General features: G+C 68.4%; 12 protein-coding genes and 1 pseudogene. 7 read left to right on the top strand and 6 right to left on the bottom strand.

Annotated features, from left to right (window positions below):
* Positions 1-31 precede the first annotated feature (31 nt).
* The 5 genes from BOX37_RS11870 to BOX37_RS11850 all read left to right on the top strand — a co-directional run bounded on the left by BOX37_RS11870 (position 32) and on the right by BOX37_RS11850 (position 4519).
* Positions 32-1072 (top strand): ferredoxin--NADP reductase, encoded by a 1041-nt coding sequence (locus BOX37_RS11870; protein ID WP_071927697.1) that lies wholly within the window; start codon positions 32-34, stop codon positions 1070-1072.
* Between the two features lie 101 nt (positions 1073-1173).
* Complete coding sequence (locus BOX37_RS11865; RefSeq protein ID WP_071927696.1) at positions 1174-1959, top strand: 2-keto-4-pentenoate hydratase; 786 nt, start codon at positions 1174-1176, stop codon at positions 1957-1959.
* A gap of 214 nt (positions 1960-2173) precedes the next feature.
* The gene (locus BOX37_RS11860) at positions 2174-3082 is read left to right on the top strand and encodes an acetaldehyde dehydrogenase (acetylating) (protein WP_071927695.1); all 909 of its coding nucleotides are present in this window, start codon (positions 2174-2176) and stop codon (positions 3080-3082) included.
* Positions 3083-3095: 13 nt separating this feature from the next.
* Positions 3096-4118: a 4-hydroxy-2-oxovalerate aldolase gene (dmpG, locus tag BOX37_RS11855; RefSeq protein WP_071927694.1), complete on the top strand. Its 1023-nt coding sequence runs from the start codon at positions 3096-3098 to the stop codon at positions 4116-4118.
* Positions 4119-4255: 137 nt separating this feature from the next.
* Positions 4256-4519 carry a helix-turn-helix domain-containing protein gene (locus BOX37_RS11850; protein WP_071927693.1) on the top strand — a complete coding sequence of 88 codons (264 nt, stop codon included), beginning with the start codon at positions 4256-4258 and terminating at the stop codon, positions 4517-4519.
* 17 nt (positions 4520-4536) lie between these two features.
* Here BOX37_RS11850 and BOX37_RS11845 read toward each other — a convergent pair whose 3' ends face one another.
* Positions 4537-6945 carry an MFS transporter gene (locus BOX37_RS11845; protein WP_071927692.1) on the bottom strand — a complete coding sequence of 803 codons (2409 nt, stop codon included), beginning with the start codon at positions 6943-6945 and terminating at the stop codon, positions 4537-4539.
* Positions 6946-7234: 289 nt separating this feature from the next.
* The gene (locus BOX37_RS11840) at positions 7235-8086 is read right to left on the bottom strand and encodes a Sir2 family NAD-dependent protein deacetylase (RefSeq protein WP_071927691.1); all 852 of its coding nucleotides are present in this window, start codon (positions 8084-8086) and stop codon (positions 7235-7237) included.
* A gap of 114 nt (positions 8087-8200) precedes the next feature.
* Here BOX37_RS11840 and BOX37_RS11835 point away from each other — a divergent pair, with 114 nt between their 5' ends.
* Positions 8201-8656 carry a hypothetical protein gene (locus BOX37_RS11835; RefSeq protein WP_071927690.1) on the top strand — a complete coding sequence of 152 codons (456 nt, stop codon included), beginning with the start codon at positions 8201-8203 and terminating at the stop codon, positions 8654-8656.
* A 69-nt stretch (positions 8657-8725) separates the two neighbouring features.
* On the opposite strand, the gene BOX37_RS11830 is transcribed toward BOX37_RS11835, so the two are convergent.
* The gene (locus tag BOX37_RS11830) at positions 8726-9232 is read right to left on the bottom strand and encodes a GNAT family N-acetyltransferase (protein ID WP_071927689.1); all 507 of its coding nucleotides are present in this window, start codon (positions 9230-9232) and stop codon (positions 8726-8728) included.
* A gap of 27 nt (positions 9233-9259) precedes the next feature.
* Positions 9260-10454: pseudogene (locus tag BOX37_RS11825) on the bottom strand (IS110 family RNA-guided transposase).
* Between the two features lie 307 nt (positions 10455-10761).
* Between BOX37_RS11825 and BOX37_RS11820 the strand changes: the two are divergent.
* Positions 10762-11190 (top strand): hypothetical protein, encoded by a 429-nt coding sequence (locus tag BOX37_RS11820; protein WP_156910365.1) that lies wholly within the window; start codon positions 10762-10764, stop codon positions 11188-11190.
* On the opposite strand, the gene BOX37_RS11815 is transcribed toward BOX37_RS11820, so the two are convergent.
* A complete protein-coding gene (locus BOX37_RS11815) occupies positions 11168-12028 on the bottom strand; it encodes an acyl-CoA thioesterase domain-containing protein (RefSeq protein WP_071927687.1) in 861 nt (286 codons plus the stop codon). The genes BOX37_RS11820 and BOX37_RS11815 overlap by 23 nt on opposite strands.
* A 63-nt stretch (positions 12029-12091) precedes the next feature.
* Entirely contained in the window at positions 12092-15916 is a 3825-nt protein-coding gene (gene cobN / locus BOX37_RS11810; RefSeq protein WP_071927686.1) for a cobaltochelatase subunit CobN, read from the bottom strand.
* Positions 15917-16160 lie beyond the last annotated feature (244 nt).

The following is a 16160-nucleotide window of genomic DNA, read 5'->3' as shown; positions in this document are numbered from 1 at the left end:
TTCGCACCGGAGGCGTGATCGGAGGACGGCAGTGACGAAGACGAAGGGTGATCGGCCGCGAGTGGTGACGCTGCGGGTGTCGGCGGTGATCGAGGAGACGGCGGACGCGCGCTCGCTGGTGTTCGACCTGCCCGACGACGACCGCTTCGCCTACCGGCCCGGCCAGTTCCTGACCTTGCGGATTCCCGGCGGACCGACGGGCGCGGTGGCCCGCTGCTATTCGCTGGCCAGTTCGCCCGACACCGGCGAACCACCGAAGGTGACGGTGAAGCGCACTGTGGGCGGCTACGGCTCGAATTGGTTGTGCGACAACATCGCTGTCGGCGACACCGTGGACGTGCTGCCACCGCTGGGCACCTTCACTCCCGCGTCCCTCGACACCGATCTGCTGCTGTGGGCGGCGGGCAGCGGGATCACGCCGGTGATGTCGATCCTGCGCTCGGCGCTGGTGCGGGCCGAGGGCCGGGTGGTCCTGTATTACGCCAATCGCGATCAGGAGTCGGTGATCTTCGCCGATGAACTGCGCGAGTTGGCCGACCGCTATCCCGACCGGCTCACCGTCACCCACTGGCTGGAGTCGCTGCAGGGCTTGCCGACCGGTGCGCGCCTGGCCGAATTCGCCGCTTCCTACCGGGAATACGAGTCGTTCGTCTGCGGGCCCGGCCCGTTCATGACTGCGGTGACAACCGCGTTGGCGGGGGCGGGCTGGCCACGCGACCGGGTGACCACCGAGGTGTTCACCTCCCTGTCGGGCGATCCGTTCGCCGCGCCCGAACCGATCGCGGCGGCGGAGTCGGCCGACGCGGCCCGCGTGGAGGTGGAGCTCGACGGCGAAGTACACGCCCTGGCCTGGCCGCGCTCCCGGACGCTGGTCGACGTGCTGCTGGCCGACGGCATCGATGTGCCGTACTCGTGCCGGGAGGGCGAATGCGGTTCGTGCGCCTGCACAGTCGTCGACGGCGAGGTCGGCATGGACAACACCGGTGTGCTCGACCAAGAGGACATCGACGCCGGGTACACCCTCGCCTGCCAGGCCCGCCCGCGCACCGACACGATCCGCATCCGCTTCTGATGTGTGCGGATTTGCTTCCATCCAGCGGGAAGGCGCCGAACGGACGCGGCCCCGGCGCACCACGATGGGATCGTCATCGCCAGCACAAGAATGGAGCCGACATGCTGACCCCCACCGTGCGCACCGCACTCGCCGACGAACTGGCGCGGGCCGAGCAGGATCGGGTGGCTGTGGGCCCGCTCGTCGACCGGTATCCCGACATCGATGTCGTCGATGCCTACGAGATCCAGCTGCTCAACATCCAGCGCCGGGTGCGTTCCGGGGCCGAGGTCGTCGGGCACAAGGTCGGGCTGTCGTCGAAGGCGATGCAGCAGATGATGGGTGTCGACGAACCCGACTACGGGCACCTGCTCGCGGACATGGCGGTCTTCGAGGACGTTCCGGTCGAGACCTCTCGTTTCCTGCTGCCGCGGGTGGAGGTCGAGGTCGGTTTCGTCCTCGGCGCCGATCTGCCCGGTGAGGACTGCACCGAGGCCGATGTGCTGGCCGCGACGGTGGCCTACGCGCCATCGATCGAGTTGATCGATTCCCGGATCACCGACTGGCAGATCGGGTTGTGCGACACCATTTCCGACAATGCGTCCTCGGCCGGGTATGTCCTCGGTCGCGCACGCGTCGCGCCCACCGACATCGACATCACCGCCATCGACGCGGTGCTCACCCGCAACGGTGAGGTCGTGGCCGACGGGTGCAGTGACGCCGTCCTCGGCGACCCGGTGATCGCGGTGGCCTGGCTGGCGCGCAAGGTCGCCTCCTTCGGAGTCCGGTTGAAAGCCGGGGACATCGTGCTGCCCGGTTCGTGTACTCGCGCCATCGATGCCCGTCCCGGGGACGTTTTCCATGCCGAGTTCTCCGGACTCGGATCCGTCCGGCTGAGCTTCGCCTGAACCGATTCCGGCAGTGAGTTTCGCGCAGTGAAACGACCCCCGTCGCGACCCCGGACCACTCCACCCGCACCGGAATCGGTGACGTGGAGGACGCGCACGCCCATTTTGCACAGCTTCATCGGTGACAACGAAGTCTCCCGTGATCCCCGGGTTCGGCTCGGGCACTCCGCGACACTGCCGACTCGACCCATCCCCACCAACCAGGAGGCCAACCGTGTCCAACGGGACCGTCACCGCCGCGATCGTCGGATCCGGCAACATCAGCACCGACCTGCTCTACAAACTCCTGCGCACCGACACCATCACCCCCCGCTGGATGATCGGCATCGACCCCGACAGCGAAGGACTCGAACGCGCCCGCGGACTCGGGCTGGAAACCTCCGCCGACGGCGTCGACTGGCTACTGGCCCAAGACGAGAAACCCGACGTGGTGTTCGAAGCGACCTCGGCCTACGTCCACCGCGCCGCCGCACCCCGCTACGCCGAACTCGGCATCCGCGCCGTCGACCTCACCCCCGCCGCGGTCGGGCCCGCGGTCGTGCCACCGGTGAACCTGGCCTCGCTGATCGACGCCCCGAACGTCAACATGATCACCTGCGGTGGACAAGCCACCATCCCGATCGTCGCCGCAGTCTCCCGCGTCGTCCCGGTCCCGTACGCCGAGATCGTCGCCTCGGTGTCCTCGGTCTCGGCCGGCCCAGGCACCCGCGCCAACATCGACGAGTTCACCAAGACCACCAGCAAGGGTGTCGAAACCATCGGCGGCGCCGCTCGCGGCAAGGCCATCATCATCTTGAACCCCGCCGAACCACCGATGATCATGCGCGACACCATCTTCTGCGCCATCCCCGACGACGCCGACCACGATGCGATCACCGACTCCATCCACCGCATGGTCGCCGACATCCAACAGTATGTTCCCGGCTACCGGTTGCTCAACGAACCCCAGTTCGACGAACCCTCCGTGGTCTCCGGTGGTTTGGCCAAGGTCTCGGTGTTCGTCGAGGTCGAAGGCGCCGGTGACTTCCTACCGCCGTATGCGGGCAACCTCGACATCATGACCGCCGCGGCGACCAAGGTCGGCGAGGTCATCGCCGGTCAAATCCGCTCGGCTCGGGTGTAAGGAGCTTCCCATCATGGTCTTCTCAGCAGATCTCGACGTCCGCGTCACCGACACCTCCCTACGCGACGGCTCCCACCACAAACGCCACCAATTCACCACCACCGAAGTCCGCGACATCGTCGCCGCCCTCGACGGCGCCGGAGTCCCGGTCATCGAAGTCACCCACGGCGACGGCCTGGGCGGGTCCTCGTTCAACTACGGGTTCTCCAAAACCCCCGAACAAGAACTCATCACCATCGCCGCCCAAACAGCCAAACAAGCCAAAATCGCCTTCCTCATGCTCCCCGGTGTGGCTGTGAAGGAAGACATCAAGATCTCCCAGGACAACGGCGCGTCCATCTGCCGGGTCGCGACCCACTGCACCGAAGCCGACGTCTCGGTCCAGCACTTCGGCTACGCCCGCGACCTCGGCCTGGAAACCGTCGGGTTCCTCATGATGTCGCACACCCAACCCCCCGAAACACTGGCCCGACAAGCCCGCATCATGGCCGATGCCGGCTGCCAATGCGTCTACATCGTCGACTCCGCCGGCGCGCTGGTGTTGGACCAGGTCGCCGACCGCGTCGCCGCCCTGGTCACCGAACTCGGCACTGACGCCCAGGTCGGGTTCCACGGCCACGAAAACCTCGGCCTGGCCGTCGCGAACTCGATCTACGCGGTTCGCGCGGGCGCCACCCAGATCGATGGTTCGGCACGCCGCTTCGGCGCCGGTGCCGGAAACACCCCCGTCGAAGCGTTCATCGGCGTCGCCGACAAACTCGGCATCGCCACGGGTGTCGATTTCTTCGCCATCGCCGACGCCGCCGAAGACGTCGTCCGCCCCGCCATGCCCACCGAATGTCTCCTGGACCGCCAAGCTCTCATGATGGGCTACGCCGGGGTCTACTCCAGCTTCCTCAAACACGCCGAACGCCAAGCCGAACGCTACGGCGTCTCGGCCGCGGAAATGCTGGTCCGGGCGGGCAAACGCAAACTCGTCGGCGGCCAGGAAGACCAACTCATCGACATCGCCCTCGAACTCCAACGCGCCCGCTGATCTCGGACAGACGATCACCAGGATCTGGTGGCGGCATCGACCCGAGAGCCGCGTGCCACCAGATCCTGGTGATCGAACGTCCAGAGCGTAACCGGGGCGCTGGCCAGTGCCGGGGGCGAGCACATACCATCGGGCGTATGGTTCGTCTTCCGCTCAGTCCGGAGCAGGTAGAGGCAGGCCGCCGATTGGGGCGTCGTCTGCGGACGGCGCGTGGCGAGCGGGACCTGGGCGAGGTCGCCCAGGGCGCGGGGATCTCCCCGGAAACGCTGCGCAAGATCGAGTCGGGACGGATGCCCTCCCCCGCGTTCGGCACCGTCGTCGGCTTGGCCGAGGCACTCGGGATCCCACTGGCCGAACTCGCCGACGTCTACCGCGCCGAGCGGGTCGCCGAGTCCGCCTGACGGAGCAGTGACCGCTCTCAGCGGCGGTGCAGCGATTCCTCGTTGTCGTAGCCGAGGGTCACATCGTGGGTGATCTCGCCGCGGGTCACCGACACCTGACTCGACACCGGCGGGTAGCCGCGCGCGACCACCGTGTACTCGCCTTCCGGTAGGTCAGGGACCAGGTAGTGGCCCTTCTCGTCGGTGCGGGCGGTGGCCGCGGGGTCGCCGCCGGAGTCGAGGACGGTGATCTGGATGTCGGCGACGGGGCGGTCGCCGTCGACCCAGGCAGAGCCGACCAGGATCGCCATCGGTTCCAGGTCGATGTCGCGGTGTAGTGAGCCCGTCTCGGGCACGGTGAGCGCGACCGCGGCCGGGCGCATGTGGTCGGCGACCGCGACCAGGGTGTAGGTGCCGCTCACGACATCGCGGCACACGTAGGCGCCGTCCTCGCCGGTGATCGCCGCGCCGACCACATCGCCCTCGGGATCGGTGAGGGTCACCGTCGCACCCCACAATGGTTCGCCGCGGCGCGCCGAGCGCACGATCCCGGTGAGTTCCCCGGCGCCGGTGAGCATCAAGTCGACGTGCTGGGCGCGCTCCCCCATCGACACGCTCACCGCCTCGGGCTGATGGCCCACCGCGGCGGCGATCAGCACGTAGTTGCCCGGTTCCGGCGCCTCGATCACGTAGGCGCCGTCGGCGTCGCCGTTGCCGCGCGCCACCTGGTGGCCGTGCTGGTCGATCAGGGTCAGGATGGCGGCGGGCACGGGGCGCGCGTCGTCGCGGCGCAGCAGGCCCGCGATCACCCGGCCGGTGGCGGCGGGCCGCAGCTGTCCGGCCATCTCGTGCGCGTCGTGCAGGCTCACATCGCGCAGCAGGGCGCCGTCGGTGATCTCCTCGGGCGCCGGATCCTCCCGCAGCGGAATCTCTTTCATGAACACCAGCACCACACACGCGACAACGGCGAGATCCGCGGCGAGCAGGAACACGTCCTGGATGGCGCCGGTGAAACCCTCCAGGATCGGAATCCGCAGTTCGTCGGGCAGCGCGGCGATACCGCTGGTGTCGCTCTGCAAGGCGGCGAGCTGGTCGGCGTCGAGACCGGGCGGCAGGGTCCCGCCGAAGGCGCCGAGGATCTGCCCGGGCAGCCGGTCGAACAGAACGGTCAGGAACACCGCGACGCCCAGGGTGCCGCCGAGCTGACGGAAGAAGGTCGCGGCCGCGGTGGAGACACCCATCTCGGTGCGGCCGACGGCGTTCTGCGCGGCGATGATCAGCGTCTGCATACAGCCGCCGAGACCGAAACCCATGATCGCGCTGTAGGCCAGTGGCTGCCACAGCGGACCGTCGTAGCCGACCCGCGAGAACAGCGCGCAGCCGACCGCCAGGATCAACGCGCCCAGGACCGGCAGCACCTTGTAACGCCCGCTGGCCTTGGTGATCAGCCCCGACAGTTGCGCGCCGACCATGATGCCCAGCACCAGCGGCAACATCAGCAGTCCGGCTTCGGTCGGTGAGAAACCACGCACCACCTGCAGATACTGCGGCACCATCATGATCGCGCCGAACATGGCGACGCCGACGAGGAATCCGCCGAGGATCGCGATGCTGAAGGTGGAACTGCGGAACAGTCGCAGCGGGATCAGCGCCGCGTCCTTCATCAGGTACTCCACGACCAGGAACGCCAGCAGTCCCGCCGCACCGATTCCGTAGCAGAGCACCGCGTTCGGCGAGGTCCAGCCCCACACCCGCCCCTGCTCGGCCACGATCAGCAACGGCACGACGCCGACGACGAGGGTGAACGCGCCGAACCAGTCGATCCGGCTGGGTTGACGCACATGCTTGACGTCGAGCACCTTCGCCACGACGAGAAAGGCCAGGACTCCCACCGGCACATTCACCAGGAACACCCACCGCCAGCCCTCGATCCCGCCGAGCGAGTCGTAGTCGGCCAGGAAGCCGCCGACCACCGGGCCGAGCACCGTGGCGATGCCGAACACCATCAGGAAATAGCCCTGGTAGCGCACCCTCTCGCGGGCGGGCACGATGTCGCCGACGATGGTGAACGCCAAGGCCATCAGCCCGCCCGCGCCCAGCCCCTGAAACGCGCGGAAGGCCGCCAGTTCGTACATCGTGGTCGCGAAGCAGCAGGCCGCCGAGCCGAGGACGAACAGGGTGATGGCGAGCAGATAGAACGGTTTGCGGCCGTAGATGTCGGCGAGTTTGCCGTAGAGCGGGGTGGTGACGGTGGCGGTGATCAGGTAAGCCGTTGTCGCCCAAGCCTGTTCGTCGAACCCGTCGAGACTGTTCGCGATCCGCACGATCGCGACGCTGACGATGTTCTGGTCGAGCGCGGCGAGGAACACCCCCAATAGCAAGCCGGACAGAATGGTGAGGGTCTGGCGGTGCGTGAGGCGTGGTTCGACAACGGCGGTATCGGTCATGGAAAAGCCCTGGTTCTGATCGGCTGGCAAAGTGGGTGTCGATCATTCGGCCCACACGAGGGCCGACAACCCCGCTGCGAGGAAACTTTGCGCGGCGGGTGGAACTCTTCATGCGCTGGTGCGCCGAGCTTACCCACGTCGAATCCGCCACCCTCATCGAGGGATCAAGTGACCGATCATTTCCCGCCGGAATCGGGCGAATCGACGGTCGGGGCTGCCGAATGTGGAGACGAACTCGAGCCCCGTTCCAACCCTGGGGCCGAGGACGATCAGCTGTCGGACGCGGTCGTCACCGGACCGGGACGAGCCGATCGGCCAAGGCGCACAACGCTTCCGAGCAACCGGCGTCGATCCGCAGCGTGGCGGACCGGTCACCGCGCGTGGGACCGCGGTTCACGATCACGACCGGGATGCCGTTGCGCGCGGCGCGGCGCACGAACCGCAGCCCCGACATCACTGTCAGCGAGGACCCGGCGACCAGCAGTGCCTGCGCGTCGTCGACGAGATCGAAGGCCGCGACCACCCGGTCGGGCGGGACGTTCTCGCCGAAGTAGACGATGTCGGGTTTGAGCATGCCCCCGCAGTGCGCGCAGTCGACCATGCGGAAGCGGCTGGTGTCGGTGACCACGGCGTCAGCGTCCGGGGCGACCTCGATCCCGGTCGCCGAGACATCGTCGGCGAAGCCGGGATTCGCGGCTTCGAGGCGGTGCGCGAGGGTCATCCGGGAGATCAGGGTGGGGCAACGCAGGCAGCGGACCCGCGCATAGGTGCCGTGCAGGTCGATCACCCGGCGCGCGCCCGCCTTGGTGTGCAGCAGGTCGACATTCTGGGTGATCACGCCCGAGACCACCCCGCCGCGCTCCAGCCGGGCGATCGCACGGTGCCCCGGATTGGGCCGGGCGGCGTCCATGCGGCGCCAGCCCAGATGATTGCGCGCCCAATAGCGCTGGCGGAACACCGGATCACCGACGAACTGCTGGTAGGTCATCGGCGTGCGCGGCGGCGAATCGGGACCGCGGTAGTCGGGGATGCCGCTGTCGGTACTCAGACCCGCGCCGGAGACCACCACGACGCGACGCCCGGCCAGCAGGTCGGCCGCGCGCGCCACCGCGGCAGTGTCGACCAGGGCGTAATCGGGCATGAATCCACTCTACGAGCCGGTGGGGCGAGTGAACACGCCGCGCCGAGTTGCACCGTGTCGACCTCCGGCGACATGATGGCTCATCCCGCCCGGTCCGATCGCCAGAGGAATCCTGTGTCCGACACCGACGAGCACGGCCGCACCGCGCTCAATGCCGCGGTCGACGCGACCATCGTCGCCGTCCGCCGGATGTTCTACGTCCTCGGCGACGACATCGACCGCACCGAGGGCCCGATCGAGTTCACCTTCCACACCGGGGCGACCCTGCTGCTCGACGCCGGTGTCGACGGCACCGAACTGCGCATCGGCGCGGCACCGTGGCGCGACCCGTTCGAACCGCTGGTCGACCCGGTCAATATCGAATACGTCGCCATCTCGGGCAAGTACACCGCCTTCGACGTCACCGACGAGCCGCCGTATGACCGCCTGCTGGGACGTCGGGTCGACGCCGTCTCCGTGGTCCCCCTCCCCGACGGCCGACCTCGCGCGGCGACGCTATATCTCGGCGAAGCCCTGGTCAAGGCCGAATCGATCGCCGACGAACTCATCGTCACCCTGGCACCTGCCTGAGCGAACACCCATCGTCCGGGGGGTGTCCCTATGGTTTTCGTCAACCGTGTGAGGGGCAGCGCTTGAACATCAGTTGCTCGGTCGAGGGAGTGTGATCCAGTAGCGTTGCGCGGGGCCGAGGTCGGTGTCGCAAACCCCTTCGAAGACTCCGCCCAAGCTCTGGATCGTTTTCGCGGAGGCGACGTTGTCGACGGCGCAGACGAGCAGAACGCGTTCCATGCCGAGTTGGCGGGCTCGGTCGAGCATGCGTCCAAGCGCCCAGCTGGCCAGCCCGCGTCGGCGCGCGGTCGGGCGGATGCCGAAGCCGATGTGGCCAGCCCAGCGCACATACTCATCGAGATCGTGACGTAGCGCGATCCCGCCCAGGACCCGCTGGTCATCAACAATCCACCGGTAGGTGGTCTGCGTCGACTCGTCGAGCAGTCGCCCCACCCAGGCCGCGAATCCGGCCGGTGAGTCGACTTCATCGGCTGGTGTCAGCCCGAACCCGTCTTCATGAGGGCCTGCGCCCCACTCGGCATGTGCTTCGAGCCAGGCGCGATGCAGTTGTGTGGTTGGCGCGATGAGGTCGAGCACTGTGCGACTGTAGCGAGACAGCCGAGTTCAGGCAGCCCGATTCAGGGGGTCGCGGTAGTGCTCCTTGTGTTTGAGCATGGCGTAGAGAACGTCGCAGCGGGCGCCTGGCCAGGCAGATGAGAGCGGCGTTGTGCTTCTTGCCCTCGGCGCGTTTGCGGTCGTAGTAGGTGCGCGAGGCCGGATCGTGCAGGGCGGCGAACGCGGACAAGAACAACGCCCGTTTGAGCTTGTGGTTGCCGGATCGGGAGGGGAATTCGCTACGGATCGAGCTGCCTGATCGGTGGGTGATCGGGGCGATGCCGGCGTAGGAGGCGAGGTGGCCGGCGGAGGCGAATGCGGTGCCGTCGCCGACTTCGAGCAGGATGCGGGCTCCGGTCCTGACTCCGATGCCCGGCATCGAGGTCAGGACCTGGGAAAGAGGGTGATCGGCCAGCATCTCCTCGATATCGACCGCCATATGTTTCCGTTGCAGCAGAACAGTTTTCAACGAGTCCGCGAGCTTCGGCAGAACTGTCTCGGCGGCGTGAGAGCCGGGAACGACGACAGTTTGGGCAGGCAACGCGGCCAGGGTTTCCTCGACCAACCGAGCGCCCATCCGGGGCGCGTGTTTGACCGCGATGGTGGTGAGTTTGCGTCGGCCGGCGGCCCGGATGCCTTCGGGACCGCTGCAACGAGACAAGATTTCCAACACGGCCGGATGGGCGATGCGGGGTCCGAGAACGCGTTCGAGGGCGGGGTGGATGCTGGTGAGCAGGCCGCGGATGCGGTTGCTGGTGCGGGTCGCTTCTCCGGTCAGGTCGTCGTCGAATCCGACGAGAACACCGAGCTCGGTGAGGGTTTCGTCGCCGGTGTCGACCTGGCGCAGGGTGTGCGGCATGGTGCGGGCGGCGTCGGCGATGATGTGTGCATCGCGGGCATCGGTGTTGGACTGACCGGGGTAGAGGTCGGCGATGCGGCGCATAGAGAGCCCGGACAGGTAGGCGATGTCGTGGCCGCAGGCCCGAGCGACGGTGACCGGTAGGGCGCCGATGGTGTTGGGTTGGTCGACCACGATCAACAGTCGTCCCCGGGCGGCGAGCTGGTCAAACACGGCCCAGAGCCGGGCTTCGTCGTTGGGCAGCGCTTTGTCGAAGAGTCGTTTGCCGTTCGGGTCGAGTCCGACTGCGTGGTGCTCGCCTTTGCCGACGTCGATGCCGCAGAACACGGCATATGCCTGTGTCACTTGATGTTTCCTCGTCAGGTTCGAAAACGCTGGTGGAAACGGTCGCCGATCGAAGCGTCAACGCCCGGCACCCACGTTACGAAGAGACCTGTACAGCGGCCCTGTCCCCATTGGCGGTCTGTCGACGCTATCGGTGCCCGGCGACACCACCCCCCGGATCATGCGTTCGACTGGGGGAAGTAATCATACCGGGTCCGGCGACCGTGGGCCTGGTCTCAGGCCCACGAACAAGGCAACGGGGTGGGCCGCATGACGATGCTCCGTCTCGTCGCGGCCTGCTCGACCGGAGCGTCGACCAGGACACGGCGTGGCGAACCACGGACCGCACCGACTACTCGAGGCAGCATGGGGCGCGGCGGCGTGGGATCGAGGGAAGGTGTGGTGGGTGCGGGCAGTGGTGGCGGGTCGGGGCCGGTGGGGTTCGGGGTGGGGGGTGTCGGCGGGGTTGTTCGTCGCGGTGTTCGTGCTGGTGCCGGCGACTTTCGCGGTGCAGGACGCCTGGCAGGTGCCGGTGCCGCGGCCGATCGCCTTCGCGAAGCTCGAACCGATCGCGACCTCGTACTGGGTCAGCTGGGGGCTGACCCTGGCCGCCCTGCTCACCCCGGCACTCCTGCTGGCCCTGCTCCCACCGGCCCGGCTCCTCGCCCTCGGCTATCTGCTGACCACCTCGGCGATGGGTGTGCTGCTGTGCGGGACGACGGTGGGGCTGGCGTTCAGCGGCCTCGATCCGGCGTGACGGCGAGCTCGGCCACCACGTCGGTCAACTTGTCGATGACCGTGCCGCTGATCTGGCGATGCGCGTTGGCCAGGGCCGTGGTCGTGCAGATGCCGAAGGCACCCTCGGTGTCATAGAGCACCGCGGCACCCGCGGCGATGCCGTCGTCGCTGAGGTGACTTTCGGCCTCGACGCCCATGTCGGTCCCGATCGGCATACGCGAGAAGGTGATCGAGACGTCGGTGTTGATGAACCCGATGCCCTCGGTGCCCCAGTTGGTGACCAGACTGGTCTGCTCGCCGGTCATCGCGGCGTAGCAGAACGGCGAGGCGGGTTCGCCGTCGACGACGGGGATGTTGCGCACCCACTTGCGTTTGCGGGTGTCGTTCTGGTGTTCGGTCATCTTCGGCGACCAGCCCTCGGCATGGCCGTCGCTGCCGAACAGGTGCAGGGTCTCGTCGATGGTGGCCAGCGCGCTCGGCGGCGGCAGCGGCCGGTCCCGATCGGGCCGCCACACTTCACCCGGCGGCTGGGTCGAGCGCTTCAGCAGCAGCGCGCTCCCCCGAGCAACCACCGCGCCGTCGGCGTGCAATTCGATCGCGACCGCGCGGACCCGCTTGCCGTCCCGGATCACCTCGCTGTGCACGGTCAGCGGCACCGCGGGCACCGCCCGGTGCAGGTCGACGGTCAACCGCGCCGGGACGAACTCGTCGGTGCAGTAGCGCGTCTCCACCTCGCGCGCCATCAACCCGCACACCGGCGGCCCGGACAGGGTGGCGCGCGCCCACAGACTCAGCGAGAACGGGGTCGGTACGAAAACGTCGTCGGACCGGGTGAAATACGCCGGGGTGGAGCTCATGTTCGACCCTTTCTTACGCTGTCAACCCGTTCACAGTAGAACGGGTTCCAGCGCCTCGGCAAGCTACTCCAGTTCGCCCTCGGTCTCGAGGTAGACCTGGCGCAGCTTGTCCAGGGTCTCCTGCTCGGGGTGCTCCCACAGCTTGCGCTCGGCCGCCTCGAGCAGACGCTCGGCGATGCCGTGCAGGGCCCACGGGTTGGACTGCTCCATGAACTTGCGGTTCACGTCGTCGAACACGTAGCTCTCGCTGAGCTTCTCGTACATCCAGTCGGCGACCACATTGGTGGTGGCGTCGTAGCCGAACAGGTAGTCGACGGTGGCGGCCATCTCGAAGGCACCCTTGTAGCCGTGGCGGCGCATCGCCTCGAGCCAGCGCGGGTTCACCACCCGGGCACGGAAGACGCGGGCGGTCTCCTCCGAGAGTGTGCGGGTGCGCACGGCGTCGGGGCGGGTGGAGTCGCCGATGTAGGCCTCGGGGTTCTTGCCGGTCAGCGCGCGGACCGTGGCGACCATGCCGCCGTGGTACTGGAAGTAGTCATCGGAGTCGGCGATGTCGTGTTCGCGGGTGTCGGTGTTCTTGGCGGCCACGGCGATGCGCTTGTAGGCGGTGCGCATGTCGTCGGCGGCGGGAGCGCCGTCGAGGTCGCGACCGTAGGCGTAGCCACCCCAGGTGGTGTAGACCTGCGCGAGGTCGTCGTCGGTGCGCCAGCTCTTGGAGTCGATGAGCTGGAGCAGGCCCGCGCCGTAGGTGCCGGGCTTGGAGCCGAAGATGCGAGTGGTGGCGCGGCGGGTGTCGCCGTGTTCGGCCAGGTCCGACTGGGAGTGGGCGCGAACGTAATTCGACTCGGCGGGCTCGTCGAGGTCGGCGACCAGGCGCACGGCGTCGTCGAGCAGTGCCAGGACGTGTGGGAACGCATCGCGGAAGAAACCGGAGATGCGGACGGTGACGTCGATGCGCGGGCGGGCGAGTTCGTCCAGCGAGATCACCTCGAGGGAGGTGACGCGGCGACTGGCCTCGTCCCACACCGGGCGCACGCCGAGCAGCGCGAATACTTCGGCGATGTCGTCGCCGGAAGTGCGCATGGCCGAGGTGCCCCACACCGACAGGCCCACCGACTTCGGGTATTCACCGTGGTCGGCCAGGTAGCGGGCCACCAGCGATTCGGCCATCGCCTGGCCGGTTTCCCATGCCAGGCGCGAGGGGACGGCCTTGGGGTCGACGGAGTAGAAGTTCCGGCCGGTGGGCAGCACGTTGATCAGGCCGCGCAGGGGGGACCCACTGGGGCCGGCCGGGATGAAACCGCCGCTGAGGGCGTGCAGGACGCGGGCGATCTCGATGCTCGTCTCGCGCAGGCGGGGAACGACTTCGGTGGCGGCGAAGCGCAAGACGGTCTTTACCGCTGCCAGGCGCCCACTCACCGCGACACTGCCTGTCGGCGGGGTGGCGCTGAGTTCTGTCACCCTGCTGGAATCCGCCGGGGTCGCGGCAACGTCGCCCGACTCGTCCGCGGCCGCACCGACCACGGTCAGGGAGCCTGCAATGGTCGTTTCGGAAGCGTCGACTGCGCTCGTCGCGACTGTGACACCCGTCGACGCGGTCGCGGGGGTAGACGAATCGTCTACTCCGCCAGCGAGAATCGCGGTGGCGTAATCGTCGACCAGCGTGTCGACCGCGTCCGCCGACCAGTCCGTCGCCTGCAGGGCACCGAGCAGTTCGCGGGCACGCGCTTCCACCACGTCGACGCGGTCACGGGATTCGTCACCGGCTTCGCTGAGGCCCAACGCTTCGCGCAGGCCGGGGACGTTCTGTTCGCCGCCCCACAGCTGGCGGGCACGCAGCATGGCCAGCACCAGGTCGAGTTCCATCTCGTGCTCGGGGGCCTGGCCGAGGATGTGCAGACCGTCGCGGATCTGTACGTCCTTGATCTCGCACAGCCAGCCGTCGACGTGCAAGAGCATGTCGTCGAAGACATCTTCCTCTGGGCGCTCGGCGAGCCCGAGGTCGTGGTCCATCTTGGCGGCGCGCATCAGCGTCCAGATCTGCTGACGGATGGCGGGCAGCTTGGCCGGGTCGAGGGCGGAGATGTTGGCGTGCTCGTCGAGCAGTTGCTCGAGGCGGGAGATGTCGCCATAGGTCTCGGCGCGCGCCATCGGCGGGATGAGGTGGTCGACGAGGGTGGCGTGGGCGCGGCGCTTGGCCTGGGTGCCCTCGCCGGGATCGTTGACCAGGAAGGGGTAGATCAGCGGCAGGTCGCCCAGCGCCGCGTCGGTGCCGCAGGAGGCGGACATGCCGAGGGTCTTGCCGGGCAGCCATTCCAGGTTGCCGTGCTTGCCCAGGTGCACCATCGCGTCGGCGCCGAAACCATCGGGCGCGGACAGCCAGCGGTAGGCGGCGAGGTAGTGGTGGCTCGGCGGCAGATCGGGGTCGTGGTAGATGGCGACGGGGTTCTCGCCGAAGCCGCGGGGCGGCTGCACCATCAGCACCACGTTGCCGAAACGCAGTGCCGCGATGACGATCTCGCCCTTGGGGTCGGCCGACCGGTCGACGTAGAGCTCGCCGGGCGGCGGGCCCCACGCCTCGTTGACGGCCTCGCGCAGATCCTCGGGCAGCGACTCGAACCAGCGGGTGTAGGTGGCGGCACCGATCCGGATCGGATTGCCTTCGAGTTGTTCGGCACTGAGCCAGTCCGGGTCCTGGCCACCCGCGGCGATCAGGGCGTGGATCAGCGCGTCGCCGTCGCCTTCCTCGAGGCCGGGAATCTCGCCGGTCTCGCCGAGATCGTAACCGGCGCTGCGTAGTTCGGTGAGCAGGCGGATGGCGCTGGCGGGGGTGTCGAGGCCGACGGCATTGCCGATACGGGCGTGCTTGGTCGGGTAGGCGGACAACATGATCGCGATCCGCTTGTCCGCGGCCGGGATGTGACGCAGGCGGGCGTGGCGCACCGCGATACCGGCGACCCGGGCCGCGCGTTCGGGATCGGGGACGTAGGCGGACAGACCGTCGGCGTCGAATTCCTTGAACGAGAACGGCACGGTGATGATGCGGCCGTCGAATTCGGGCACCGCGACCTGGGTGGCCACGTCGAGCGGGGACAGGCCGTCGTCGTTGGCCTCCCACTGCGCGCGGCCGCTGGTCAGGCACAGGCCCTGCAGAATCGGCACGTCCAGGGCGGCCAGCGCGGCCACGTCCCAGGCTTCGTCGTCACCACCGGCCGACGCGGTGGCGGGCTTGCTGCCGCCCGCCGCGAGGACGGTCACCACGAGGGCGTCGGCGCGTCCGAGCAGGGTGAGCAGTTCGGGTTCGGCGGTGCGCAGCGAGGCCGCGTACACCGGCAGCGCCCGCGCGCCTTTGGCCTCGATCGCCGTGCACAGGGCGTCGATGTAGGCGGTGTTGCCCGCGAGATGCTGGGCGCGGTAGTAGACCACGGCGACCGTCGGGGCGTGCGGTTCGAGGATGCGCGCGGTGCGTTCGAGTTCACCCCAGGTCGGCAGCTGCACGGGTGGATCGAAGCCGTGGCCGGTGAGCAGGACCGTGTCGGAGAGGAAGTTGTGCAGCTGGCGCAGGTTCTCGGCGCCGCCGGCGGCCAGGTAGTTGTGCGCGTCGGCCGCCACGCCCACCGGCACGGTCGAGCACTCCATCAGCTCGGCGTCGGGCGCGATCTCGCCGCCCAGCGCCACCATCGGCACCCCACTCGCGCGGATCGCGTCCAGGCCCTCTTCCCAGGCGCGCTTGCCGCCGAGAATGCGCACGATCACCAGGTCAGCGCCGTCGAGCAGGCCGGGCAGGTCGTCCACCAGCAGCCGGGCCGGGTTGCCCCACCGGTACTCGGCGCCGCTCGCGCGCGCGCTCAGCAGATCGGTGTCGGAGGTGGACAGCAGCAGGATCACAGGGTGAGGCCTTCCTCGGGTGACGCGCCCATGGGTGGGTGGGTGGTGCTCGCCGGAGAGGGTCTGGCTGTTCACAGTGGCGCGACCGCACCGGATTTCCACCGGTTTCCTCGTCACCCGCCGAGCAACCCGATCGTACTGACCCCCTCCCCCCAGCAACTTTCCCGCCCCACCTCGCGGACTGGACACGTGATCACCACGCTCCGGCGGCGGCATCGGCCCGGAAGCCGCCCGCCACCAGAGC

This window comes from Nocardia mangyaensis (assembly GCF_001886715.1).
GTDB lineage: Bacteria > Actinomycetota > Actinomycetes > Mycobacteriales > Mycobacteriaceae > Nocardia > Nocardia mangyaensis.
Note: the sequence above shows the minus strand (reverse complement) of the source record. Positions and strands in the feature narration are given on the sequence as shown.